The sequence below is a fragment of the Microbulbifer sp. ABF4_143 genome (assembly GCF_056160225.1).
Window position 1 is genome coordinate 15,014 of sequence record NZ_JBSWWT010000017.1, and the last position, 25,677, is coordinate 40,690.

Annotated in this window: 19 protein-coding genes; 9 read left to right on the forward strand and 10 right to left on the reverse strand. The window is 65.6% G+C overall.

Features of this window, described 5'->3' with window-relative positions; translation table 11 throughout:
* Window positions 1-930 carry an SDR family oxidoreductase gene (locus ACXAF3_RS13595; RefSeq protein WP_475112854.1) on the forward strand — a complete coding sequence of 310 codons (930 nt, stop codon included), beginning with the start codon at window positions 1-3 and terminating at the stop codon, window positions 928-930.
* A 39-nt stretch (window positions 931-969) separates the two neighbouring features.
* Here the strand turns inward: ACXAF3_RS13595 and mnmH are convergent, their stop codons facing one another.
* Window positions 970-2,061, reverse strand: a complete 1,092-nt coding sequence (gene mnmH, locus ACXAF3_RS13600) for a tRNA 2-selenouridine(34) synthase MnmH (RefSeq protein WP_475112855.1) — start codon at window positions 2,059-2,061, stop codon at window positions 970-972.
* A 92-nt stretch (window positions 2,062-2,153) separates the two neighbouring features.
* On the opposite strand from mnmH, the gene ACXAF3_RS13605 reads away from it, so the two are divergent.
* Window positions 2,154-4,019, forward strand: coding sequence for an SLC13 family permease (locus ACXAF3_RS13605; protein ID WP_475112856.1), 1,866 nt, complete (start codon window positions 2,154-2,156; stop codon window positions 4,017-4,019).
* 27 nt (window positions 4,020-4,046) lie between these two features.
* On the opposite strand, the gene ACXAF3_RS13610 is transcribed toward ACXAF3_RS13605, so the two are convergent.
* Entirely contained in the window at window positions 4,047-4,493 is a 447-nt protein-coding gene (locus ACXAF3_RS13610) for a CBS domain-containing protein (protein ID WP_475112857.1), read from the reverse strand.
* A 457-nt stretch (window positions 4,494-4,950) separates the two neighbouring features.
* Here ACXAF3_RS13610 and ACXAF3_RS13615 point away from each other — a divergent pair, with 457 nt between their 5' ends.
* Both ACXAF3_RS13615 and ACXAF3_RS13620 read left to right on the forward strand, forming a co-directional pair.
* The gene (locus ACXAF3_RS13615) at window positions 4,951-5,424 is read left to right on the forward strand and encodes a hypothetical protein (RefSeq protein ID WP_475112858.1); all 474 of its coding nucleotides are present in this window, start codon (window positions 4,951-4,953) and stop codon (window positions 5,422-5,424) included.
* A gap of 182 nt (window positions 5,425-5,606) precedes the next feature.
* Window positions 5,607-6,128: a SixA phosphatase family protein gene (locus tag ACXAF3_RS13620; protein WP_475112859.1), complete on the forward strand. Its 522-nt coding sequence runs from the start codon at window positions 5,607-5,609 to the stop codon at window positions 6,126-6,128.
* Between the two features lies 1 nt (window position 6,129).
* On the opposite strand, the gene cobB is transcribed toward ACXAF3_RS13620, so the two are convergent.
* The 3 genes from cobB to selD form a co-directional block, all read right to left on the reverse strand.
* A complete protein-coding gene (cobB, locus tag ACXAF3_RS13625) occupies window positions 6,130-6,837 on the reverse strand; it encodes a Sir2 family NAD+-dependent deacetylase (RefSeq protein ID WP_475112860.1) in 708 nt (235 codons plus the stop codon).
* 71 nt (window positions 6,838-6,908) lie between these two features.
* The gene (locus tag ACXAF3_RS13630) at window positions 6,909-8,216 is read right to left on the reverse strand and encodes an NAD(P)/FAD-dependent oxidoreductase (protein WP_475112861.1); all 1,308 of its coding nucleotides are present in this window, start codon (window positions 8,214-8,216) and stop codon (window positions 6,909-6,911) included.
* Between the two features lie 127 nt (window positions 8,217-8,343).
* Complete coding sequence (gene selD / locus ACXAF3_RS13635; protein ID WP_475112862.1) at window positions 8,344-10,629, reverse strand: selenide, water dikinase SelD; 2,286 nt, start codon at window positions 10,627-10,629, stop codon at window positions 8,344-8,346.
* Window positions 10,630-11,066: 437 nt separating this feature from the next.
* Between selD and ACXAF3_RS13640 the strand changes: the two genes are divergently transcribed.
* The 3 genes from ACXAF3_RS13640 (at window position 11,067) to ACXAF3_RS13650 (ending at window position 18,962) form a co-directional block, all read left to right on the forward strand.
* Window positions 11,067-16,307: a DUF748 domain-containing protein gene (locus ACXAF3_RS13640; RefSeq protein ID WP_475112863.1), complete on the forward strand. Its 5,241-nt coding sequence runs from the start codon at window positions 11,067-11,069 to the stop codon at window positions 16,305-16,307.
* Window positions 16,308-16,431: 124 nt separating this feature from the next.
* Window positions 16,432-18,381, forward strand: a complete 1,950-nt coding sequence (locus tag ACXAF3_RS13645; protein ID WP_475112864.1) for an aconitate hydratase — start codon at window positions 16,432-16,434, stop codon at window positions 18,379-18,381.
* Between the two features lie 59 nt (window positions 18,382-18,440).
* Complete coding sequence (locus ACXAF3_RS13650; protein WP_475112865.1) at window positions 18,441-18,962, forward strand: DUF6790 family protein; 522 nt, start codon at window positions 18,441-18,443, stop codon at window positions 18,960-18,962.
* Window positions 18,963-19,188: 226 nt separating this feature from the next.
* On the opposite strand, the gene ACXAF3_RS13655 is transcribed toward ACXAF3_RS13650, so the two are convergent.
* Genes ACXAF3_RS13655 through ACXAF3_RS13675 form a run of 5 tightly spaced genes read right to left on the reverse strand, consistent with a single transcriptional unit; the run spans window position 19,189 to window position 22,386 of the window.
* Window positions 19,189-19,998 carry an ABC transporter permease gene (locus ACXAF3_RS13655; RefSeq protein ID WP_475112866.1) on the reverse strand — a complete coding sequence of 270 codons (810 nt, stop codon included), beginning with the start codon at window positions 19,996-19,998 and terminating at the stop codon, window positions 19,189-19,191.
* Window positions 19,995-20,594 carry an ABC transporter ATP-binding protein gene (locus ACXAF3_RS13660; RefSeq protein ID WP_475112867.1) on the reverse strand — a complete coding sequence of 200 codons (600 nt, stop codon included), beginning with the start codon at window positions 20,592-20,594 and terminating at the stop codon, window positions 19,995-19,997. The genes ACXAF3_RS13655 and ACXAF3_RS13660 overlap by 4 nt, the downstream gene beginning before the upstream one ends.
* A gap of 17 nt (window positions 20,595-20,611) precedes the next feature.
* Window positions 20,612-21,064, reverse strand: a complete 453-nt coding sequence (locus tag ACXAF3_RS13665; protein WP_475112868.1) for a DUF2214 family protein — start codon at window positions 21,062-21,064, stop codon at window positions 20,612-20,614.
* 9 nt (window positions 21,065-21,073) lie between these two features.
* A complete protein-coding gene (locus tag ACXAF3_RS13670) occupies window positions 21,074-21,661 on the reverse strand; it encodes a hypothetical protein (RefSeq protein ID WP_475112869.1) in 588 nt (195 codons plus the stop codon).
* A complete protein-coding gene (locus tag ACXAF3_RS13675; RefSeq protein WP_475112870.1) occupies window positions 21,658-22,386 on the reverse strand; it encodes an AHH domain-containing protein in 729 nt (242 codons plus the stop codon). The genes ACXAF3_RS13670 and ACXAF3_RS13675 overlap by 4 nt, the downstream gene beginning before the upstream one ends.
* A gap of 134 nt (window positions 22,387-22,520) precedes the next feature.
* Here ACXAF3_RS13675 and parC point away from each other — a divergent pair, with 134 nt between their 5' ends.
* Together parC and ACXAF3_RS13685 are read left to right on the forward strand one after the other, a co-directional pair.
* Entirely contained in the window at window positions 22,521-24,770 is a 2,250-nt protein-coding gene (parC, locus tag ACXAF3_RS13680) for a DNA topoisomerase IV subunit A (protein ID WP_475112871.1), read from the forward strand.
* 158 nt (window positions 24,771-24,928) lie between these two features.
* Entirely contained in the window at window positions 24,929-25,663 is a 735-nt protein-coding gene (locus ACXAF3_RS13685; protein WP_475112872.1) for a helix-turn-helix domain-containing protein, read from the forward strand.
* The last annotated feature ends 14 nt before the right edge of the window (window positions 25,664-25,677 follow it).

Consider the following 25,677-nt stretch of genomic DNA (forward strand, 5'->3'; position numbering starts at 1 on the left):
TTGAACAAACCGCCGGCGTCCAGGTTCCGCCCCTCAGACCACACATTCGCCGCCGAGAGTCTGGCGCAGATAGGCCGCGGTTACGTGGTGCCGGACCGGGTGGCGCTGATCACCGGCTGTTCCAGCGGTATAGGCCGCGAGCTGGCGCTGGCCCTGCACCGCCGCGGCACCATCGTCATTGCCACCGCGCGGCGCCCCGAGAGCCTGCAGGAGCTGGCGGACCTGGGTATCGCCACCGAGGCCCTGGACGTCAACTGCCAGGCGGATATCAACCGCGTGGTGCACGCGCTGAAGGCCGCCTACGGGCGCCTGGATATTCTGATCAACAACGCCGGCTACGGGCAGATGGGGCCGCTGCTGGAGCTGGATACCCGCGCGCTGGAAAACCAGTTCCGCACCAATGTGTTCGCGCCCATGGCGCTGATCCGCGCCTGCGCGCCGCTGATGAAGTCCGAGCGCCGCGGCCTGATCTGCAATATCGGCTCCGTGTCCGGCGTGATGCCGACCCCCTTCTCCGGCGCCTACTGCGCCTCCAAGGCGGCGCTGCACACCCTGTCCGAGGTGCTGCGCCTGGAACTGAAACCCTTCGGTATCCGCGTGATGACGGTGCAGCCGGGCGCCATAGCGTCCGAGTTTGGCCGCCATGCGGAGGTGTCCCTGCGCGGCCTGCTGGCGCCGGACTCCTGGTACAAGCGCCAGGAGGAGGTGGTGCGCGCCCGCGCCCAGGAGTCGCAGCAGAATGCGACCCTGGCCAGCGTGATGGCGCGCAGGCTGGTGAAGGAGTTGCTGAAGAAGCGGCCGCCGGCGGTGGTGCGCATCGGCAACAAGAGCCGCCTGCTGCCGTGGATGGCGCGCTGGCTGCCGCGGCGGCTGCGGGACTGGATTCTGTCGCGGCGCTTCCGGCTGCGGCGGGTGTCGCACAAGGCGTAGCACTTTCCCCCTTTTTGTAGGAGCGGCCATGGGCCGCTCCTACGGCGCGGAGTGATTGCTCACCAGCCAGTCCGCGACCTCGTCGTAACTGCCGCGGAACAGCACCTCCCCGTCGCGTTGGCGCATCAGGTAATCGTAGGTGCCGTCGTAATATTCGCTGAGCAGCGCCATCACCAGCGGTATGTAGGCGTCGGCGCTGCCGCTGGCCGCCAGCTCGCGGTTCGCGGCCTGCAGCTGTTCGTCCAGCTGCCGGTAGCGCAGGCCGCCGAGGCGCTTCTGTATCCTGCCCAGGTTGTTGCGCAGCTCCTCGCCGAGCGCCTGTGCCGGCCCCTGCTCCGATTCCGCATAGCGCGGCAGGGCCTCGGCCACATAGTCGCGCACTATGCGCCGCGCGCGCGCCTCCACCGGCTCCTGCACCAGCACCCGCGGGGCGCGCTTCATCGCCGCCTGCAGTACCGGCGGCACCGCGCAGCGGCCGATCAGGCGGCTCTCGTCCTCGATGAAAACCGCTCCCGGCGCCTGTGCCAGCTTCAGCAGGTCGATGCTGACGCGGTTTTCGAAGTCGATCTGCGCCGGTTGCGGCTGGCCGGTGCGGCCGAAGCTGGAGCCGCGGTGGCGGGCTATACCCTCCAGGTCCACCGCGCGCGCGGCCTTCTGGATCAGCTCCGTCTTGCCACAGCCGGTGTGGCCGGCGATCACGATCAGCGGCAGTTCGGCGCAGTGGCGCTCGAGGGCTTCGAGCAGGAAGTTGCGCATCGCCTTGTAGCCGCCCTCCACCAGCGGGTAGTCGATACCCGCCTCGCGCAGCAGCTGCTGTGTCGTGCGCGATCTCAGGCCGCCGCGAAAGCAGTAGAGGTAGCCGTGCGGGTGGCGCCGCGCGAAGTCGCTCCAGGCAGCCAGGCGCTGCGCGCGCACTTCGTCTGTGGCCAGGCGCCAGCCCAGGTCGATGGCGGCCTGCTGGCCCCTGCGCTTGTACTCGGTGCCCACCAGCTCGCGCTGGCGGTCGTCCAGCAGCGGCAGGTTCTCCGCGCAGGGGAAGGCGCCGCGGGCGAATTCCACCGGCGCGCGCGCGTCCATCAATGGCACGTCGTGCAGAAAAAGGTATTGGTAATCTGCGGTGTTCTGGCGCAAATCTTGTCTCCCAATGTTTTTGCGCAGTGTAACCTGAATAGTCAGCGGTGGATTACTCGGTTTGGCCGCCGCGCGCAGGGATGCCCGAATTCATGACCGTCGATCAGTTGACCATCCTCATTATTCTCGCCGTCACGGTGACGCTGTTTATCTGGGGGTCCTGGCGCCACGATATGGTGGCGCTGGCCTCGCTGCTGGCCTGCGTCTTCACCGGCCTGATCGAGCCGGAGGCGGCGTTTATCGGCTTCGGCCACCCGGCGGTGGTGACCGTGGCCTGCGTGCTGATCCTGAGCCGCGGCCTGCAGAATACCGGCGCCATGGACGCGCTGGCGCAGCGGGTGGTGTCCAGGTCCGGCAGCACCGCCTTGGCCATCTTCTCGCTGACCGGTATAGGCGCGCTGATGTCCGGCTTTATGAACAATGTGGGCGCGCTGGCGCTGCTGATGCCGGTGGCCTCGGACGTGGCCGACAAGCAGCAGCTGCCGCCGGGCAAGGTGCTGATGCCGCTGTCGTTCGGCACCATCCTCGGCGGCATGACAACGCTGATCGGCACACCGCCGAACCTGATCGTATCCGGTTTTCGCGCCGGCGCCGGCGCCGGCAGTTACGGCATGTTCGATTTCACCCCGGTGGGGGTGGTGGTGGCGCTCGTCGGGGTGCTGTTCGTGGCGCTGATCGGTTGGCGCCTGGTACCGGCGCGCCCCCAGGCGGGTGCGTCCAGCTTCGACACCGGCACCTACCTGACCGAGGCGCTGGTGGGGGAGAAGAGCGCGGCCAACGGCAAGAATCTGCGCGAGATAGCGCAGATGCTCGAGAGCGAGGACGCGCAGGTGGTCGGGGTGGTGCACAACGATGCGCGCGTCTCTCCGGCCACCCCCTGGCAGCGGGTGCGCGAGGGCGACATCCTGGTCATAGAGGCAGAGCCGGAGGCGCTGTCGTCGGCGGTTTCCACCCTCGGCCTGAAACTGGCCGGAGAGCCGTCCAGGGACGAGAAAAAAGACGAGGACAAGAAGCGCCGCAGCGAGAAGAGCAAACGCGAGGGCGAGGGGAAAGACAAAGAGAAAGGCAAAGAAAAGGACAAGGAGAAAGGCGGCGCCGACGGCGACGTGCAGTTGCGCGAGTTGGTGGTGATGCCGGACTCCTTTCTGGTCGGGCGCACCGTGCAATACCTGCGCCTGCCGGAGCGCTACCAGATCAACCTGCTGGCGCTGTCGCGCCAGGGGCGGCGCTCGGTGCGCAGGCTGCGCTCCACTCCGCTGCTGGCCGGCGACGCGCTGCTGATGATGGGGGCGGACGAAAACCTGAACAGCTTCGCCCGGGAGCAGGGCTGCGTGCCGCTGGCGCAGCGCGCCATCAGCATCCCGAACAAGGAGAAGGCCGCGATTGCGCTGCTGGCCATGGCGGTTGCGATGGGCGGTGCCGCCTTCGGTTTGCTGCCGGCGGCCATCTCCTTCGCCGCCTGTGTGTTGGCGTTTATGGCGCTGAAGGTGGTGCCGCTGCGGGGCATGTACGAGGCCATCGACGGCTCTGTGGTGGTGCTGCTGGGCACCATGATCGCGGTGGCGGGGGTGATGGAGTCCACCGGCGCCGCTGACCTGATCGCCCAGGGGATGCTCGACAACCTGGCCCGGGGCAGCCCGGTCATTGCGCTGGTGCTGATTCTGGTTGTCACCATGACCCTGTCGGATTTTATGAACAACGCCGCCACCGCCGCGGTGATGTGCTCCATCGCGCTGTCCACGGCGGAGCAGCTGGCCGTGAATCCGGACAGCTTCCTGATGGCGGTGGCCATAGGTGCCTCCTGCGCCTTTCTGACCCCGGTGGGCCACCAGAACAACACCCTGATCCTGGGCCCCGGTGGCTTCGAGTTCGGCGACTACTGGCAGATGGGGCTGCCGCTGGAGATACTGGTGGTACTGGTCAGCATCCCCACGCTGCTGTGGGTGTGGCCGCTCTGAGCGCGGGCGCCCAGCGCTGGCCGCGCTTCAGGCCACCGAATCGTCCACCGGGTGTGCCAGTTCGTTCAGAAGGCGGCCGCAAAAGCGCAGCGCATCGGTGACCGTGACTATGCCCGCCAGCTCCCCTTCCTTCATCACCAGCACCGAGCCGATACCGGTTTCCGCCATGGCCAGCAGAATCTTGTCCAGCGGATCGTGGATATCGGCTATATAGGGCCGGCGGGCGCAGAGATCGTGCACATACAGCTGCTGCTCTTCCAGCCGGTGCCCCGGCGCATTGGCCCTGTCTATATCGCTGCGGGATATGATGGTCTCCAGGTCGCCGTCGCGGGTTACCGGCAGGTGGTGAACGCCGTGCTCATCCATCAGCGCCAGCGCTTCCTCGACCGTCGCATTGATATCGATATGATAGGGAAATGGCGTCATCAGTGCCGCCAGTGTCGGGATATGATGCAAGTCTCGGGATTTGGACATGGAACCTTATCTGCCGTTGGTGGGTCACAAAATTGTCACTCGGCGCCCCCGACAACCGTCGTCTGTCCGGCTCGCGGTGGGCCCCGCTACAATATAGACGAATAGACAAATAGCCAATTGGCAGTTGATATTTGTGCGCGAAGGCTTATTATTCGCCGCCTCGACCGGGTTATAAGCGGCGCCCCGGAATATGCCCGGCGGCAATCAGTGCCCGGCGAATCTTAGTATCCCGTATTCACCGTATATAGCCCGTCCGTCGTTTACGGGCGCTTCGCGGTTATCTGCGTTGAAATATCGGTTTATTACCATATGTCGAATATAGCACCCGCCCAATAGCCGGCTTTGAGGTGTTGTTACAGCGTTTATTGCGCGATTTTATCTTTCGCAGAAACTGCGTTATCTGCCGCGCAGGTTATATCTTTTTTTGTTTTTAATAACAGCCGTTGAGGTCTATTGAATGTTTCAGGAATACGAACAGATCGAACAGCAGATTGCCGAACACCAGGCCAAGATTGAAGAGCTGAAGGCGCAGAAGGCCCGCGCCGAGCGCAAGAAAGAGGGCGCAATCGCGTTCGACAAGGCGTTGGTGAACCTGGCGGCCGAATACGATATGGCGGAAGAGGAATTCTTCGTTGTTCGCGGCAAGGAAATCGTCGACTGGCTGGTTGGCCAGCTGAATGACGACAATGCACCCGACTTCGTACAGTCCCTGAAGGCCCGCGTTGCGCGCGCGCTGAAGAAAGGTGGCGAAGCCCCGCGCCGCAGCCGTCGCGCATCGGCAGCCAAGTCCAGCGAGCCGAAGCTGGAAACCGGCCACTATCGCAACCCCTACACCGGCGCCACCGTGGAAAAGAAAAAGCGCAATCCGAAGCAGCTGAACCAGTGGATCGAGGAGCACGGTCTGGAAACCGTCAAAGAGTGGAAGATCTGATCCGGATCTGACGCCTCCCGGTACCGGGTTCCCGGTGCCGGGATTCCCTTTCTCCGCACCCCTCTGTCTCTTTTATTCCGCTACCCTGTCGGCGCAGTGCGATTTTCCCGCCGGGTGGGCTTATATTGCCCGTTGTCGGGCTGTTAAAGTGTCGGCTTTATTTTCAGATGGAGGTCCCGGCGGTGATAACGCGGATAGTCACTATTGTCTTTCTGACCATAGCCTGCAGCGCCTGGGCCACAGCCGGGGGCGAAGAGGTGCAGCCTCGGGTGATCTACCTGGTGCGCCACGCGGAAAAACAGACGCATCAGGGCGGTGACCCGGCACTCACCGAGTCGGGCAGGGCGCGCGCGCGGCACCTCGCCTATATACTGGCGCAGGCGGGCATCGACAGCGTTTACAGCTCGGATTACAGGCGCACGCGCCAGACCGCGGAACCCCTGGCGAAAAAGCTGGGTTTGGCGGTACAGCTTTACGATGCGCGCGCGCTGGATGATCTGGCGCGGCAACTGCGTCGGGGTGGCGGCCGCAGTCTGGTGGTCGGCCACAGCAACACCACGCCGCGGCTGGTCGAACTGCTCGGCGGCGAGGGCGGGGCGCCGATCGACGAGCAGCGTGAGTACGACCGGCTGTATATCGTGATTCTCGATCGCGGGCGCGTCACCACGCTGTTGCAGCGCTTCGGCCCGGCATCCAACGAATAATTCAGCCCGCCAGCAATTCCCGCACAAACGCCGTCACCACTTCCGATGCCGGTCCGTGGCGGTGCTCCGCAAAAGCGTCGCCGACGCTGCTGCGCTCCAGATTCAGCTCCACGCTGTGGGCGCCGGCCATATTGGCGCACTCGACGAAGCCCGCCGCCGGGTAGACATTGCCGGAGGTGCCGATGCTGACAAACAGGTCGCATTCGCCGAGGGCGGAATAGATGCGCTCCATCTGCAGCGGCATTTCCCCGAACCAGACCACGTGCGGGCGCAGCGTGCCGCTGCGCCCGCAGCATTTGCAGTGGTCCTCCACCGAAAGATCGTCGCGGATAGGGAACAGTTGGCCGCTGACGCTGCAGCGCGCCTTCAGCAGTTCGCCGTGCATATGGATCAGCTTGCGGCTGCCGGCGCGCTCGTGCAGGTCGTCGATATTCTGGGTCACCAGCAGAAAGTCGCCGGGGAACTGGTCTTCCAGTTGCGCCAGCGCCCGGTGGGCGGCGTTGGGGGCTATCTCTTCCGACAGCAGTTGCCGGCGGCGCTCGTTGTAGAAGCGCTGCACCAGCTGCGGGTCCCGCGCGAAGGCCTCCGGTGTGGCCACGTCTTCGAGGCGGTGGTTTTCCCACAGGCCGTCGGCGCCGCGAAAGGTACGGATACCGGATTCGGCGGAGATGCCGGCGCCGGTGAGAATAACGATGCGCTGATAGTTCATTTATTTTTTTCCGGTTCTGTTTGGGCGAACACGGGGTTCGCCCGGCGCGAAGCGCTTGAAGCGATTAAAGTTCAGTGCATTTTAAGGCGCGGTTTGACGAAGCGGTTCGCCTGGCCCACCAGGTAGATCAGCATCGCCCTGGCCCAGCCGTGCACCGCCGCCAGGTGCATACGGTACAGGGAGCGGTAGGCGAGGCCGGCGATACGCCCCTCGATGGTCAGGCTGCCCTTGACCAGCGCGCCCATCAGGTTGCCCACCGCGGTGTGCTTGCTCAGGGATACCAGCGAGCCGCGGTCTCGGTAGCGGAAATCCTGCAGCGGCCCGCCTTCGATCAGCGCGATCAGATTGCGCTCGACCACGCCGGCCATCTGCTGCGCCGCCTGGGCGCGTGGCGGCACCCGCTGCTGCGCCGCGTCGACGCAGCCGGCGCAGTCGCCGAGGGCGAAAATATGCGGGTCGTCGACCGATTGCAAATTCGCCTGGACTTCGATCTGGTTCAGTTTGTTGGTGCTGAGGCCGTCCAGCCGCGCGAGAAAGTCCGGCGCCTTGACGCCCGCGGCCCAGACGCGGATGGACGCGGGGATCTTCTCGCCGTCTCTGGTGATCAGGCCGTCGGCACAGGCCTCGGCGACGGCGCAGCCGGTGAGCACACGCACGCCGAGTTTGCTCAGCTCGCGCTCGGCGTTGTTGCCGAGACGCGGCGGCAGTGCCGGCAGCAGGTGGGGGCCGGCTTCGATCAGCGTGACTTCGAGGGCGTCGCGCCGGATATGGCCGTAGTTGCCCATCTGCCGGCTGGCGTCCACCAGTTCCGCGGACAGCTCGACGCCGGTGGCGCCGCCGCCGACGATGGCGACCTGCACCCTGTCCGCCATCTGTGTTTCCAGTTGCAGGAAGCGGTCCAGCAGCAGGCGGTGGAATCTGCGCGCCTGCTCGCTGCTGTCGAGGAATACACAGTGCTCGCGCACGCCGGGGGTGTGGAAGTCGTTGCTCTGGCTGCCGATGCACAGCACCAGGTAGTCGTATTCGATCTCCCGCGCCGGCACCAGCTGCCGGCCCTCGTCGTCGGCGACCGGTGCCAGTTCTATGGTGCGGCGGCCGCGATTGAGCTTCTGCAGGCTGCCGAGCTGGAAATTGAATCCGTTTGCGCGCGCGTGCACCTGGTAATTGAGCGCGTCCAGGCTGCTGTCCAGTGCGCCGGTGGCGACCTGGTGCAGCAGCGGCTTCCAGACATGGGTGCGGTTTCTGTCGACCAGCGTGATCTCCGCGGCGGGGGATTTGCGCCGGCGTTTGAGAAAGGGGGTGAAATTGAAATAGTGCCCGAGCCGGGTGGCCAGTTGCAGGCCGCCGGCACCGCCGCCAACGATTACGATCTTCTTCATCTGTGGTCTTCCTAGCTTGTTAAAAAGCCGATTCCCCAATCTGTGAAGACCGTTTTTTTGTTGTGCCGCCGGAAGCCTGCTTCGGGCGCTGGCGTCAGTATCTACCGGTCGGTGCAGTTTGGCAAATTCAGACCTGACTCTGCACCGTTTCCGCCGGCGCGGTCAGCGCGCGCCAGTCCCCGTCGCGCAGCAGGCGCACCGGTGTCTCCGCCACACGGGCGCGGTGCAGTGCGCCGACAATCGCCGCCTGGCCGCAGCCGCTCTGCTGCAGCGCCCGCAGGCACTCCTCCGCCCGGTGCGCCGGGACCGCCGCCAGCAGGCCGCCGCAGGTCTGCGGGTCGGCGAGCAGTTCCCAGTGCGGCAGCGGCTGCCATTCCCCGGGGTTTTCCACCGATGCGTAGGCGGCGGCATTCTGCGGTTGCAGGCTGGAGAGCCAGCCGCGCTCTATGCAGCTGGTGGCGCCGGGAATCAGCGGCAGCCGCTCGGCGATCAGCGTTGCCCCCAGCCCGCTGTCGCCGCCGAGCATCTCCAGCAGGTGGCCGAGCAGGCCGAAGCCGGTGACGTCGGTCAGCGCGTGGGCGCCGTGCTGCGCGAACACTTCCGCCGCCGCGGCATTGCTGTGCAGCATGGTTTCCAGCGCCTTCTGCAGCCAGGACCCGCGGGCCTCGCCGGCGCCCTCCGCGGCGAGTATGGTGCCGATGCCGAGGGGTTTGCTGAGAATCAGGCAGTCGCCGGTGCGGGCGCCGGTCTTTTCCAGCAGCTGCGCCCGCTCGGCGAGGCCGTTCACGGTCAGGCCCAGCTGCATCTCCGCGCCCTCGGCGGTGTGGCCACCGGACAGGGCGCACTGGTGGCGGTTCAGTTCGTACACTGCGCCGGCGAGCAGTTGCTGCAGGTCGCGCCGGGTGATCTCCGCCGCGGCCGGCGGCAGCGTCACCAGCGCCTGGGCGCTGACCGGGCGCGCGTGCATCGCGAACAGATCGGACAGCGCGTGCAGCGCCGCCAGGCGGCCGAACAGCCAGGGGTCGGCGACCGGCGCGCGCAACTGGTCGGAGCTCTGCACCAGCAGCTTGCCCTGCGGCAGTTCCATCACCGCCGCGTCGTCGCCGGCGCCGCGCAGCAGGAAGGCGGACTGCTGCGCCGGCAGCTGTTTCAGCGCGCGGTGCAGCACTTCCGAGCCCACCTTGGCACCGCAACCGCTGCAGCGCATCGCTGCCAGCGACTCGCCGGCGCGCTCGGCGACGATTTCCTTCGGCGGCTTGCGCGCGGTTTCGTCCATCGCCACCGGCAGATCGGCGAAGCGCTGCATAAAGCCGCGATCGATGTGGTTTTTCCAGCGCCACAGGGCGCCGCCCACCAGTGCGGCGCCGTTGCGGGTGGCGACCGCGCGCCTGCCGCCGCAGGACAGCAGGCTCAGGAAGTGCCGCTGTGGGCGATAGCTTTTCAGCGCGCGGCCGGTCAGCGACGCGCGCAGGTTGTGGAACAGCACCGGCCCCTGGCGCACCGCGTAGACGCCGGCCTTCGGCAGCGGCCTGGGGGCAAAGCTGGCCACGTCGCCGGCGGCGAAAATATTGTCGTGCCCCCGGGCGCGCAGCTGCTCGTCCACCAGCACGAAGCCCTGTTCGTCCAGCGCCAGCCCGGAAGCCGCCAGCCAGGGCGGGGCGCAGGCGTTGGTGCACAGCAGCACCTGGTCCAGCGCCAGCCTCTCGCCGCGCTCGCTGCGCACGCCCTGTTCGGTGATCTCGGCCACCGGCCAGTTGCGGTGCAGGCGCACGCCGAGGTTTTTCAGTTCCCGCGCCACCAGCCCGCGGGCCAGCAGCGGGTAGCCCTCGGGCACCCGCTCGCCGGCGTGGATCAGGTGGATCTCCACGCGCCCGGAATACACCTGCTCCTCCAGCGCGTAGGCCATAGCCATGGCCAGCTCGCAGCCGCCGGCGCCGCCGCCGACCACGCCCAGTTTCAGGCTGGCGCGGGTTTTCTGCACGCGCCTTTGCAGCTGCTGCCAGTAGCGGTGGAAGTGGCCGATGGGCTTGATCGGTATCGCCAGCTCGGAACCGGGCAGTTCCCGCGCCGGTGTCGCGCCCACGTCCAGGGACAGGATGTCGTACTCCAGATCCGGGCGCCCGAGCAGGGAGATCCGGCGCTCCGCGGTATCTATATGGTGGGCGCAGGCCTGCACGAAGCGCGCGCCGGCGGCGCGGCACAGGCGCGCCAGGTCGATATGGGTCTCGTGCAGCTGGTAGTGGCCGGCCACCAGCCCCGGCAGCATGCCGGAGTAGGCGGTCTGCACCTGCGGGGAAACCAGGGTCAGGCGCGCCCCCGGCAGCGGGTTCATGGCCCACATCTTCAGCGCCATCGCGTGTGCGTGGCCGCCACCGACCAGGACTATGTCCTGGTAATTTGGGTACTCCTGCATGGTCGCTCGCTGGTAAAAGTGGAAGATGCCTCGGTTTTCGCCGCGAGGCGAAACGGGCGGCAAGTCGCTGCCGCATGGTTTATTTATCTGGCAATAAAATATATGAATCCTCATATATTTTATTGTCGCCCGCGAAATACTGGCGCAGATACGCGAATCTGTTGGTATTTCGCGGGCTCGCGCAGGCCGATGGCCGGCGGCGGCACATCCCTGTGCCGCATTAACCCGTCAACCTATTCGGTTGCCGGGTTAATAACCGCTGGATAAATAGTAGACAGCCGGCCGGCGCGCGCGATCATTTGCGCGGCGCGCCGGCGGATTATCGCGAAAGCGGGCGCCAGGGTAAAAAAAAGGCGCGGCCGCTGAACTTTAATTACTGGGCGCAACTGCAGTTGCAGCTTTCGCTAAATTCATTTTCCGGCGCCGTATCCCCAATAATGCCCAAGCAGTATGCCTCTTCTATCGATTCGCTTCGGCGCCTGCTCTGGTGGCTGATCGCCGGCCTGCTGCTGTTCGCGGCCGCCTCCGGCGTCGCCTCGTGGCTGCTGGCGGCGAAGATAGAAAGCTGGCTCGGACAGCGCGGCCTGGAAAGCGAGATCGACCACCTGCGGATCTCGATCCCGGATCTGCGCCTCGTGGCTCGCGGCGTACGGGCAAAAAACGCGCAGGGGCGCGGCTTCAGCGCCCGCGAGCTGATGCTCGACTACAGCTGGTGGCAGCTGTTGCGCGGCCGCCTGCGCTTGCAGCGCGCCTACCTGGAAGGCGCCTATATGGACCTGGAATCCAGCGCCGGCGCGCGCGGCCGCCGCTGGGAGGTGGGCGGCTGGGCGCTGGGGCAGGGGCCGCGCAGGGACAGGGATTTCGAGCTGCTGCTGGACTGGGTGCGCATCCGCGACAGCACCCTCTGCTACCGCCACCGCCCGGCCTGGCCGACCCCCAGCTGTGCCGGTTTCGACGAGCTGCGCTTGCGGGATTTCCTGCTGGGCCTGCAGCGCAGCGGCGACGAGCCGCTGGATATCACCATAGGCGCGCAGACGCTCGGCCTGCGCAACCTGCTGATTCAGGAAAAAGCGTCGGGCGCGGTCGATACCGCGCTGGTGAAACTGGATCTGTCCGGCGGTCTCTACCGGCGGCGCCCCGGCAACAGGATCAGCGCCGATACGGTGGCGGCGCGCATGTTCGGCAGCTGTCCGCAGCGGCGCTGGGCCGAAGCGCTGCCGGCCCTGCGGCGCCTGATCGGCCACTGCGGTGTCGCGCGGCGATTACAGCTGAAAGGCGACCTGCTGTTCAGCTTCGGCAGGGGCGCCGAGGTGCGCTGGCAGCGCGCGAGTGGCCGGGGCATAACGCTGCGCTACGCCGACCACCGCTGGCCCAACTGGCGCGCCCAGAGCCTGTCCCTGAGCGATTTCCGCTATATCCGCGAGCAGAAGAAACTGGGCTGGCGGAGCGCCGAAGCCGGCGCCTTCTACTGGTGCCCGCCGGGTCTGCGCGGCGGAAATCAGCACTACTGTGCGCGCGCCGGCAGGGTGCAGTTGCCGGATCCGGTGACCTTCGACTGGCGCAGTGGCCTGCGCGTGGCCGCAGGCCCCAGCCGCCTGCAGCAGCTGCAGCTGCTGGATCTGGCCGGCGACATACGCAATCCGCTCACCGCCCAGCGGGCGCTGCTCGGCGCGCTCGAATACGACGGTAAAAGCCGCAGTCTCCAGTTCGGCAGCGTGGATCTGGAGAGCGCCGGCGGCTGTATTCCCGGGCAGCTGTGGCGGCAGCCGGACTACTGCCTGCTGCTCGCGGGGCTGCGCGGCGCCGAGCCGCTGCGCCTGCGCTTCCCTTCGCGCGCGCGCGATCTGCCCTGGGGGTTTGCCAGCGGTCCGCTGGCGCTGGCGCAGTTTCGCCTGGAGCGCGACGGGGCCCGGCAATTGCAGCTGCAGAAGCTGCGCTGGGCGCGCATCGACTCGATCGGCGATGCCGGCGCGCCGCTGTCGCTGCAGGATTTCGCCGTCGGCTCCCTGAGCGGCTGCGTGCCGGAGGGGCTGCTGCCGCAGGGCTGGCAGCCCCTGTGCGCGGACCTGAGCGGCCTCGACGGGCGCGGCAACTTCGCCTGGCGCGGGGGCGCGGACGGCTATTTGATCGCCGGGGAGTTGCGGCTGCAGCGCCTGCTGTTGGCAGAGGGGTTGAACGGAGACAGGGGCCTGCTGCTACAGCAGCTGCACACGGGCCAGGGCTATATGCGCCGCGACGCGGACGGCGACAACCCGTGGATCGACAGCGATCCGGACAGTGCCGTCGTGACGCCGGTAACCGCCGCGCCGGCGGTTACCGGCGGAAGCGACGCGGGCGAGAAGGGACAGCTGCCGCAAGAGCGGGCACGGCGCGGCGGCGCCTCCGCACAGGCGTCGCAAATGCCCCCGCCGCCGAGTGCCGCCAGCCCCAACCTGCAACTGCAAAGCAGCGCGCTCGAGCGCCTGCAGGGCTGCCTGCCGCCCGGCTGGGCGCGGCTGCTGTACCGGGGGCGCGCGCAGATGCCGGAGTGTTTCGAGCTGCGCGACCTGCGCCAGCGGGGCCCGCTGGCGCTGGCCTGGCAGGGCGGCTTGGACTTCGCCGCGCGCGAGTTGTCGCTGGAGCGCGCGCAGGTGACAACGGCGGCGGGAAAAAGCCTGCTGGACCTCTCCGGACTGCGTATGCCCGACGCGCGCCTGCGCCACCTGCCACCGCCCTACCGCAGCACCTTGGTGTCACTGCCGGAGCTGTCCCTGCAGGCCTTCAGCGCCTGTCTGCCGCAAGACGTGGCGCCCCCGGCGCCGGGAATCCGCTGTGCGGAACTGTCCGATCTGCAGCTGGGCGGGGATTTCCGCCTGACGCTCGACAGCCGCCGGCTGTCGGCGCAACTGGACGGCTCCCGGGCGCAGCGGATACTGCTGGCGGCGGGGGGCGAGCGACTTTTGCTGGATCTGCAGAAGCTGTCGGCGCCACAGCTGCGGGTGCAGTGGCCGCGCGGCGCAAAGCGCCCGGCGCAACTGGCGCTGCGCGACCTGTCCGCGGAGCGGCTCCTCGCCTGCCTGCCGCAGACGATCGAGTTGCGCGCCGGGCTGCCGCGCTGTGTATCCATCGACGGGCTGCACTCGCTCGGCGACGGCGGCCTGGCGCTGGGGGAGACGCTGTTCAAGGCCGCGCCCGCCGCCGAGCCCCTGTGGCGCGCCGAGGGCCTGCGGGTGGCACGCCTGTCGCTGGCGCCCGACACCCTCGATCTGCACGGGCTGCAGATCCGAGCACTGCGTGTCTGCGGCCTGCGGCAGTTGCTGCCGAACAACGCGCGCGCGGCCGGCGTTGCCGACTGCGTCAGCGCCCGCCAGCTGGATCTCGCCGGCAGCAGCCGCATCGGCCTGACTCCGGCGGCGGCGCGCGTCGAAGTGGGCGAGCTGCGGTCGCAGCCGATCTCCCTGTGGCAGGAGGTGGGCGAGTACGCGCGCGCCGGCGTGAAGCGGCTGAGCTGGCGCCGGCTGCGCTGGGACGGCGGCCGCGTGCTGTGGATTAGCGATCTGTTGGTGCAGGGATTCACCGGCTGCACCGCGGGCCCGGTCGGGCGGATCGCCGTCGACGTCATCGATCTGGCCACCTCGGGGCGGGTGGGGTCCTGTTTTCGCCTGCGCGAACTGCGCCTGCCCGGCCGCCAGAGAATCTCCCTGGCGGCCCCCGTTTCGACCGACGGATCCATCGTGCTGCTGGGCCTCAGCGTCGCGCGCGCCGGCGGCGAGCCGCTGCACATAGCGCGCATCCAGCTGGACCAGCTGGCCTACGGCGGCACGCCCATCGGCACCCTGTCCGGTGCCAGCGGCTGCCTGCCCGCGGGCCTGCTCGGCGACAACCGCCTGGCGCCCTGTTACCGCTTCGGCCGCGTCGAAATGCAGCGCATGGAGCGGGTCGATACGCCCACCGGCAGGGCGACGCTGCTGCACGGGTTTTCCATCGACGGGGTGGAACTGACGCAGCCGGACTATCCCGCGGGGCTGCCGGCGCAGCTGTTGCACCTGAAAAATATCCGCGCCGAGCGGCTGCGCCTGGGTGGCGGCGGCATAGACGCGCAGCGGCTGCAGCTGGACGGCATCGCCGGTTGTGTGCCGCCCGGCTATGTGGCGCGCCTGAACCACTGCCTGACGCTGGAAAATATCAGCGCCAGCGGCAGCTACAGCGCCGCCGGGCGACAGCTGGCACTGGCGCAGTTGCAGCTGCACAAGATTCAGCTGCTGTCCGGCGACGGCCGCAGCCTGGTGCGCGGGGCGCGCATAGAGGTGGAACAGCTGCGTGCCGGCGGGGCGCAGTGGCATTTTCTGTCGGCAGAGGCCACGGATTTCGAAATGTTCGACCGGCGCGAGGGCGCGCCCGAGTACGATCGCCACTCCGTAATCGGCCGCCTGGCGGAGATGCGCGTGGAGCAGTTCCGCTACGACAGCGCCGGCGAGCGCCTGGAGATCGGCCGGGTCGACGCGCTGCGGCCGCGCCTGATACTGCTGCGCGACCGCGCGGGGGAATACCCGGCGCTGCGGGAGATAGCCGCGCTGACCGGCGCCCCGGCGGCGGAAAAGCCGCTGGTGCGCGCGGCCGACGCCGTCACCGAGGGGGTGAAATTCCGCTATCACATCCGCGAACTCGACGTGCGCCACGGCACCTTCACCTGGGTGGACCGCCAGGGCCGCTACCGGGCGCGGCTGCCGATCAGGGCCATCTACCTGACCGTGCGCAATATCAGCAACCTGCCGCAGCATCCCCCCTCGGTGGTGCTGCTGAACGGGCGCCCCGGCGGCTTCGGCGAGATACAGCTGGCCGGCACCATCGACTATCTGAACACGCGCCAGTGGAATGCCGACCTGACCGGCTATATTGTCGATTCCAACCTGATTCCGGCCACGCCCTATATGGCCAAGCTGCTCGGCTACAAGATTCTGCAGGGGCAGCTGGACGCGCGCCTGGATATCCAGATACGGGAGAACAAGGTCGAGGCCTTCGCCGATATGGGGCTGGAAAAAATCCGGGTGCGGCGTGTGCGCGAGGACGACCAGTTGGATGTGGAGCCGTCGTTTATTCCGCTGAATATCGCGCTGTGGCTGCTGAAAGACGGCCGCGGCGATGTCCACTTCGGCATGCCGATCTCCGGCGACCTCTATGACCCGACATTTTCCTTCAGCTTTATTTTCAGCGACCTGCTGCAGAAGGCGATCCTGGAGGCCCTGTTCAGCTATTTCACCCCGGTGGGCTTCTATACCCTGGGCAAATACGCCTGGGGCCGCTTCCGCGCCGTCAGCTTCGATCCGATCGTCTTCCAGCCCGGCAGTGCGGAACTCGATGCCGGGGCGCTGGAACAGCTGCGGGAGATGGTCGTTACCCTCCAGGAGCGGCCGGACGCGCGCCCCGGTATCTGTGGCATCGCCAACGCGCGCGACTGGCACGCGCTCTACCCGAACTCCACCCCGGGCCTCGGCGGCAGCCGCAAGGCGCGCGAATCTTTCTATCGGCATCCGCCGCTAATGCTGTTCGAGGAATTCGAGCGGCTGGCGCTGGAGCGCAGCCGCCAGATAGAGCGCTTCCTGATAGATGCGGGCATCACTGCCCACGAACTGATCCCCTGTGCGCCGGACTACAATGGACGTGACTTCGGTGAGCCGCGGGTGGAATTTTCGAACTAGCCTGGCCATGGATGGCCGGGCTGAAAAAACCAGGGATGGTTTTTTCAGTAGCCTGCTAGCGCGGCGCAAAAATCCCGGGCCTCGCGCGTCGAGCCGGGCAGAAAACTTTCGAATGGTAAACATCATGGCCATGAACCTCGCACAGAAACTGATCCAGAGCCATCTCGTCAGCGGCTCGCTGGAGCCCGGCAGCCCGATAGCGCTGAAGATCGATCAGACCCTGACCCAGGATGCCACCGGCACCATGGTGATGCTGGAATTCGAGGCGTTGGGGCTGCCGCGGGTGAAGACGGAGCTGTCCGCCCAGTATGTGGATCACAACCTGTTACAGACGGATTTCAAGAACGCCGACGACCACCTGTTCCTGCAGAGCGCCTGCCGCAAGTTCGGCCTCTGGTACAGCCGCCCCGGCAACGGCGTCAGCCACCCGGTGCATATGTCCTGTTTCGGCGTGCCCGGCAAGACGCTGCTCGGTTCCGACAGCCACACCTGCGCCGCCGGCTCCATGGGCATGCTGGCCATAGGCGCCGGCGGCCTGCAGGTGGCCATGGCCATGGCCGGTGTGCCTTTTTCCCTGAAAATGCCGAAAGTGCTCGGCGTCAGGCTCGAGGGCGAGCTGCCGCCCTGGGTCAGCGCCAAGGACGTGATACTGGAAATGCTGCGCCGCTATACGGTCAAGGGCTGCGTGAACAAGATCGTCGAATACTACGGCCCGGGCCTCGACAAGCTCACCGCGATGGACCGCCATGTGATCGCCAATATGGGCCAGGAGATGGGCGCCACCGCCAGTGTCTTCCCCGCCGACGACGCCGTGCGCGCCTTCCTGAAACAGCAGCAGCGCGCGGGGGATTTCGTCGAGCTGAAGGCCGACGACGGTGCGGGCTACGACGAGGAGGACAGCATCGATCTGGCCAAACTCGAGCCGCTGATCGCCTGCCCGTCCAGCCCCGACAAGGTGGTGCCCGTGCGCGAAGTGGCGGGCAGGCCCATCTACCAGAGCTATATCGGCTCCTCGGCGAACCCGGGCCTGCGCGACTTCGTCATCCCGGCGCGTATGGTCGCCGGCCGCCGCGTCGCCGACGACGTCTCCTTCGATATCAACCCCACCTCGCGCCAGTTACTGGAGGAGATCAGCCGCAGCGGTGACCTGGCCACACTGCTCGCCGCCGGCGCGCGCCTGCACCAGACCGGTTGCGGCGGCTGCATCGGTATGGGCCAGGCGCCGGCCAGCGGCCGCATCAGCCTGCGCACGGTGCCGCGCAATTTTCCCGGCCGCTCCGGCACCAAAGAGGACCAGGTCTACCTGTGCAGCCCGGAAGTCGCGACCGCCAGCGCGCTGAGCGGAAAAATCACCGACCCGCGCGACCTGGATATGGACTGCCCGACTTTCGAAGAACCGGAACAGCTGCCGGATATGCGCCCGCTGTTGCAGCCGCCGCAGGAGATCCCGGTCGCGGTGGAGCTGATCAAGGGCCCGAATATCCAGCCGCTGCCGGAGTTCGACAGACTGCCGGAGCTGTTGAGGGGCCCGCTGCTGCTGAAGGCCGGCGACAATGTCTCCACCGACGAAATACTGCCCGCCGGTGCCGAGATACTGCCGCTGCGCTCGAATATTCCCGCCATCAGCCGCCACGCCTTTTCCCGTATCGACGAGGATTTCTACCGGCGCGCGACGGAACTGAACGGCGACTGTTTCGTCGTCGGCGGCGAGAACTACGGCCAGGGCTCCAGCCGCGAACACGCCGCAATTTCGCCGCGCTATCTTGGCGTGCGCTGCGTGATCGCGAAAAGCATGGCGCGCATCCACCGCCGCAACCTGGTCAATTTCGGCGTGCTGCCGCTGCTGTTCGACAACCCGGATGACTACGAGCGCCTGGAGCAGGACGCGGTGCTGGAAATCGACCACCCGATTGCGCAACTGGCGCCGGGCAAACCGGTGGAACTGAAGATCAGCGCGGACGCGGAAACGATCACACTGAAACACGACCTGTCTGAGGACGAGATCGAGACCCTGAAGGCGGGTGGGCTGATCAACGAGGCGCGGGAGAAGCATCTGACCAACGGCGATCAATAGACTTCCAGCCGTGGCCGGCCGACACCGGACTGTGTTTGCGCAGATGAGGAGAGAGTACCGTGGAGAGGGTCATCGGCTTTGTCCTGTCCAACCCGACGCTGGTGCTGTTCGCGATCGGACTCTGTGCCTCCGCCCTGTCGATTGCCGTCAAGGCGCGGCCATTGCGCCAAGGCGATGTGGTCGAATCTCTGTTCTCCTATTTCCTTCTGTTTTCCATCGCCATAGCCAATGTATACAACTTCGTCGTACACGTCTTCTTCGGCGAGATGACGGCGCGTTTTATCGGCTGGGCGCAGAGCCCATTTCAGCTGGAAGTAGGCTTCGCCAGCCTCGGCTTCGCCGCTGTCGGATTTCTCGCCTTCCGCGGCGGGTTTGGCCTGCGGGTCGGCGCCGTCGTGGGGCCGAGTATTTTTCTCCTCGGCGCGGCTGGCGGTCACGTCTATCAAATGGTGACTGCGCACAACTTCGCGCCGGGTAACGCCGGTGTGGTTTTCTATACGGATATCCTTATTCCGGTAGTGGGGTTGACGCTCCTCTGGTTGCAGCGCGCCGGCCGGGCTTCTGCGAGCACGGCGGTATAGCACTTCGCCTTCGACTCTGGCCGCAGGGCTTTCTCAGAAGGCTGCTAGTCCGGCCATGGATGGCCGGATCGCAAATCAAGCACCTAAGTGCTTGATTTGTCGTGGAGGGTTTGCGGACATGCGCCGCAAACCCGGGCTGAAAAAACCAAGGATGGTTTTTTCAGCAGCCTGTTAGGGAACCTCTGGAAACCCACAGGGCGAAGCCCGGAGCGTGCGACGGGCGACTTTATCCGCCGCGCCCACCCGACGTCAGCCGATCCACCCGCAAGCGCTCGCGCCGGTCGAACAATCGCCGCGCACAGATGGCCACCGCGGCAAAGGTGCCGAAGCCGGTGCCGGCGGCGATGGTGAACATGATCAGTATCTGGTATTTGACCGCCAGCGCCGGCGGGCTGCCGGCGAGTATCTGGCCGGTCATCATGCCCGGCAGTGACACTATGCCGGCGGCGGCCATCGCGTTGATGATCGGCATCAGCCCGGCGCGCATGGCCTCGCGGCGGAAGTCGCCACAGGCATCGGCCCAGGTTTCCCCGAGCATCAGCCGGTTTTCGATGATGTTTTGCGAGCGGTGCGCGCTCTCGGTGAGGCGGTCCAGGCCCAAAGCCACACCGGTCATGGTGTTGCCGAGCAGCATACCCAAAAGCGGTATCGCGTACTGGGGCTGGTACCAGGGCTCCGGGCCTATCACCGCGATCAGGGTCAGCACCGTGACGCTGAAGGCGGAGATAAACATCGACAGCGTGCCTATCGCGAAACTCCAACCGCCGCGCAGCCGGTATTTCTGCCGCGCGACCACTTCGCGCCCGGCGAGCAGCAGCATGGCCAGCCCCATCAGTGCCACCCAGAGCAGGCTGCCCACCGCGAACAGCGCCTCCAGCACCACGCCGATCAGCGCCAGCTGTAGTGCGGTGCGCGCCGCGGCAATCAGCAGCGGCCTCCCCACCTTCAGGTGCGCCAAATGGGTACAGACCGCCAGCGCCAGTACCAGGGAGGCGGCCAGAGCCAGCTGCCACCAGCTCAGTGCGATGACGTTCACGTCCGCACCTCCAAAAGCCCTGCGCCATCGATGTGAAAGTGCCGCCCGGCCACCCGTCGTATCTGGTTCTCGCTGTGGGCCACCCAGAGCACCGGCAGGCGGCGCTCGCGGATATGCTCCAGCAGCCAAGCCTCCACCCGCCGGGTGGTCTTCCCGTCCAGGTTGGCGGTGGGCTCGTCCAGCAGCAGCGCCCGGGGCTCGCGGGCCAGGGCGCGCACCAGCGCCAGGCGCTGCTTCTCCCCGGAGGAGAGGTGGGATACGGGCCAGCCGGCGGCCTCGGCGCCGAAACCCAGCGCGGTGAGCGCCTCCGGCATGGGCCTGTCGAAGTGCGCGCCGACGCTGTCGAACCACCAGGCGCTCTCCGCCGGCACCATCATCACCGAGCGCCGCCAGCGGTGGCCCGGCACCGAGCCCTGTTCCATATGGCCCAGGCGCACTGTGCCGGCGTGGGGCTCCAGGTCCGCGACGGCTCTGAGCAGCCGGCTCTTGCCGGCGCCGGAGGGGCCGGACAGGCACACTATCTCCCCGGGCGCCACTTCCAGGTCGATATCTTCGAGGGGGCCTATTGCGATGCGGTGGAGCGTGAGTCTGGCCAATGCGTTCGTCCGTTTACTCAGCCGAAATAGCCGATTCCCTTGGCCACCATCGCCGCGCACAGCAGTATGCCGACAATGGCCGCCAGCTCGATATGCACAATCCCGCGCATCCGTCTCCACTGGCCGCCGCTGACATCGGGCAGCTGCCCCCGCTTCAGGGATTTGCTCCAGCGAATAAAGCGCAGCGTCGGGTAGATGGACAGGAAGGCGGCGAGGAAAAACAGGGTCAGTTTTGCGTGGAAGGCGCCGTTACTGAAATAGTAGGCGGCGCCCTTCTCGAAATAGAAGACCCGCAGCAGGCCGACCACCAGCAGCAGGCCGGCAGAGATACCCAGCACCCGATCGACGAGCTGTAACTTGCGCGCGGTCTCCAGGGTGAATTTCTGCCCCAGCAGTACCAGCTCTATGGCAATGGCGGCGACCAGGGCAAAGGCGGTCAGGTGGTGTAGAAAGGCGAAAATCAGAGGCATTTTTGAGTCTTAGTAGATGTTGGATATATCTTCGTCGAATATTAGGCCGTCTAGCTCAAAATCCTCGCAGTCCTGCTTGAACTCTTCCGTGCAGTAGATCCCACCGTAGCCATTATGGGTGCATTGAAATAGGTATTGTTCCTGCATGTCCCGCTCATCAAAAACCCGTTTGATAAGTTCTGTAGCGATGCCATCATCCCAAGCGTATTGGCTTTTATCTTCATCGACTTTCCCTTGGCGTAACAGATTAAATATGTAGTAGGTATCTCCCTTGAAATCTATGGGGAGAAATTCTCCTAAATCCTTCATCAACAGTTTTAGGAATGCGTGGGATTTTTCAGAGAATACCATTGCGGTGCCAATCCAAATTGACAGATTGGGTATTTTTACTGCCCCGGGATACAGGGGGGATGCCTCAAATTCAGTGGATATTTTTTTCCACCTGTGGGGGAATTTTTTCAGGCCTTGAGAGAGGTCTACACAGTCGATAAGCCCATTTCCTTCCGGATCGAGTTCGAGCTTTTCAAATAATTGAACAGGATCCAGGGACAGCTCTTTGTAGTTTTTCTCATCGTTGCGAATTTTGTATATCTTCATGACTTTCCATTCCAGTCAGGATCCTTTGCTTCCTCAATTTTAATTGGGTAGGTGCCATTCTTAATGTTGGTTTTTATTGTTTTCAGTTTGGCTTCGAATGTCGGCCCGGCGGATGTGAAGGCCAGCTCGGTTGATATCCACTGCTCGTAGTTTGTACCGTGAACAGACTTGTGGGTAGGCCGTTCCGGAGTAGCCCAATGCCCCTTGTGCCTCTTTAGGCCCGGCAGCCATAAACCGTTGCGAGAGTCGTTAATTCTGATTCCGGATTGGTGAAGCTTTAAGCGGGCGTTGATTATCTGTCTCTGTTTCCAGCGTCCTTTGCCGGGAACGATATGGTGAGCTGCATGTTGTCTGCTGGGCTTGGGTTCGCCGTCTGCTGTTAAGTGCCTGGCGAGAAGTGTCGTGGGGTGGTGGCGCTCTTGAGTCATTCTCGCCAGTCTCTGGGACGATGTCAGGGCGTTGAACTCCATGCGGTATTCAATTAGGCCATCTTCAATAGACGCGAGCGTATTGATTCGCCTGCGCTCCTGCTCCAGGTGCTCCCGTGCCTCACGCCACTCCCGTAGGCGTTTCTCCCGCTCTTGCGGGGATTCACTGCTGGAGGAAGGGGCGCACTGGGCCGCGTGATAGGCATCACACTTCTTTTCAAATTCGTAGATGGCCGTTTCCAGGGCTGTCGCCGCCTTGGGTGGGGCGTTGGGGGCCGGGGGCTGTTCAAGCCACATATAGCACTATCCTTGCGCTGCGGATTCCCGGCGATTATGGCCAGCGGCCATGGCGGTAGCAAGATGTTGGGCTTTGAACCCGGGCTGCCTGTCCGCCATAATCCGCCCCTTCCGAACAGAATAACGAGAGCTGTATGACCGACACCTCCGTCTATGAGGCCACAGAGCGACTGCCGCTGAAGGAGTACACCGAGAAGGCGTACCTGGACTACTCCATGTACGTGATCCTGGACCGGGCCCTGCCCAATATCGGCGACGGCCTGAAGCCGGTGCAGCGGCGCATCGTCTACGCGATGAGCGAGCTGGGGCTCAAGAACACCGCCAAGTACAAGAAGTCCGCGCGCACCGTTGGCGACGTGATCGGTAAGTACCACCCGCACGGCGACAGCGCCGTCTACGAGGCCATGGTGCTGATGGCGCAGCCGTTCAGCTACCGCTACCCACTGATCGACGGCCAGGGCAACTGGGGCTCGCCGGACGATCCCAAGTCCTTCGCCGCGATGCGCTACACGGAATCGCGCATGGGCAAATACTCGGAAGTACTGCTGTCGGAACTGGGCCAGGGCACGGTGGACTGGCAGCCGAACTTCGACGGCACCCTGGACGAGCCGGCGGTGCTGCCTTCAAGGGTGCCGAATATCCTGCTGAACGGTACCACCGGTATCGCGGTGGGTATGGCCACCGATATTCCGCCGCACAACCTGCGCGAGGTGGTCAATGCGACGGTGGCGCTGCTGGAGAACCCCAAGGCCACGGTGGCGGAGCTGTGCGAGCATATCCAGGGTCCGGATATGCCCACCGAGGCGGAGATCATCACGCCGCGCGCGGAAATTCAGAAGGTCTACGAGAGCGGCCGCGGCTCGATCAAGATGCGCGCGCTGTGGAGCAGGGAGGACGGCGATATCGTCATCACCGCGCTGCCCTACCAGGCCAGCGGCGCCAAGGTGCTGGAGCAGATAGCGCAGCAGATGCAGGCCAAGAAGCTGCCGATGATCACCGACCTGCGCGACGAGTCGGACCACGAGAACCCGACCCGCCTGGTAATCGTGCCCAAGTCCAACCGCGTGGATGTGGACGCGGTCATGAACCACCTGTTCGCGACCACCGATCTGGAGAAGAGCTACCGGGTCAACCTGAATATGATCGGTATCGACGGCCGCCCGCAGGTGAAGTCCCTGGACAGGATTCTCGGCGAGTGGCTCAGCTTCCGCACCGTGACGACACGCCGCCGCCTGCAGTTCCGCCTCGACAAGGTGGAGAAGCGCCTGCACCTGCTGGCCGGTTTGCTGATCGCCTTCCTGAATATCGACGAAGTGATCGAGATCATCCGCACCCACGACGAGCCGAAGCGGGAGCTGATGGCCCGCTTCGAGCTGACCGATGTGCAGGCGGAATACATCCTCGACACCAAGCTGCGCCAGCTGGCGCGCCTGGAGGAGATGAAGATCCGCGGCGAGCAGGCGGAGCTGGAGAAAGAGCGCGATACGCTGACCAAGACCCTGGACAGCGCGCGCCGCCTGAAGACGCTGATCAAGAAGGAGCTGCTGGCCGCGGCGGACGAGTTCGGCGACGAGCGCCGCTCGCCCATCGTCGAGCGCGCCGAGGCCAGGGCCTTCAGCGAGGCGGAGCTGCTGTCGTCCGATCCGATCACCGTGGTGCTGTCGGAGAAGGGCTGGATTCGCGCCGCCAAGGGCCACGACATAGACCCCGCCGGGCTCAACTACAAGGCCGGCGACGGCTTCAAGTTCGCCGCCCGCGGCAAGAGCAACCAGCCGGCGCTGCTGCTGGACAGCACCGGGCGCAGCTACGCGATAGCGTCCCACACGCTGCCGTCGGCGCGGGGTCAGGGCGAGCCTTTGAGCGGCCGCATCAATCCGCCCTCCGGCGCCACCTTCGAGGGGCTGCTGATGGGCGCGGACGAGCAGCGGGTGCTGCTGGCGTCTGATGCCGGCTACGGCTTTATCGCCAAGCTGGCGGACCTGCAATCGCGCAACAAGGCCGGCAAGGCGATGCTGACCCTGCCCAAGGGCGCGCGGGTGCTGCCGCCCTGTATCGTGGACAATCCCGGCGAGGCGCTGCTGGCGGCGGTGACCAGCGAGGGCCGTATGCTGGTGTTCCCGGTGTCCGAGCTGCCGGAGCTGGCCAAGGGCAAGGGCAACAAGATCGTCAATATTCCCGCAGCCCGCGCCGCCAGCCGCGAGGAGATCATGGTGGGTATCGCAGTGCTCGAGGGCAATGCGCAGCTGGTGATCCACGCCGGCAAGCGCCACACCAAGATCAAGATCTCGGAACTGGACCACTATCGCGGCGAGCGCGGCCGCCGCGGCAACAAGCTGCCGCGGGGCTTCCAGAAGGTGGATCGCATCGAAGTGTTGGAGAAGTAGCCGGGGCGCGCGGAGTCGTCTCGAGGTTGCGAAGACTCCGGCGCCTGTTGCCGGTCCCGGCCCGCTCCCTGTCACTTGTCTGTCGGTGGCCGGCGCCGGGCCTGGTCCCGTTTTTCCAAACGAGGACCCTGGTAGGAAAATCCGGTTAAACTGTCCCAATGCCCGAGACCAAATTTATCCTCGATCTGCGCAGTTACGACCGGGAAACCCGGCAACATCACCACGACTACCACCAGGTCGTGCTGCCGGTCGCTGGCTCACTGGAGACCCAGGTCGGCGGGCGCCAGGGGAGTGTCGGGCAGGCCCAGGGGGCCATTATTCATGCGGGTGAAAGCCACGCGTTTGCAGCGAGCAGTGAAGACAACCGCTTTATCGTCGCCGATGTGCCATCCGCGCTGGCACCCGAACTGGAGCGGCTGCCGGCCTTTATCCCGCTGGACAGTTCTCTCAGCCACTACATCTCATTCCTGATATCCGAACTGGAATCCCCGCGCCCGGCCTGCCACAGCCAGCGCCAGATACTGCTACTGCTGGTGCAGTTGCTGAGCGAGCGCTACGGGGGGCATCTACACATTGACCGCCGCGTGCAGGCGGCGCAGGTCTGGATAAACGAACACCTGGATCGGTCGTTGACGCTGGCCGCACTGGCGACACTCGTCCACCTGAGTCCGCGCCGTCTCTCTGATCTGTTCAAGGCCAGCTTCGGCATGACTCCCCAGCAGTATCAGCTCGAGCGCCGTATGCAGCTCGCCTGGAGGTTGCTGGAGAACGGCAACCTCAGTGTCCAGCAGGTTGCCGAACGGGTTGGTTACGGCAATCTCGCGGCTTTCAGCGACCGCTTTCGCCGCCACTTCGGCAAATCACCGCGCTATTTCCGCGGCTCGAAAGATTAGCTTCCTTCCGTCAG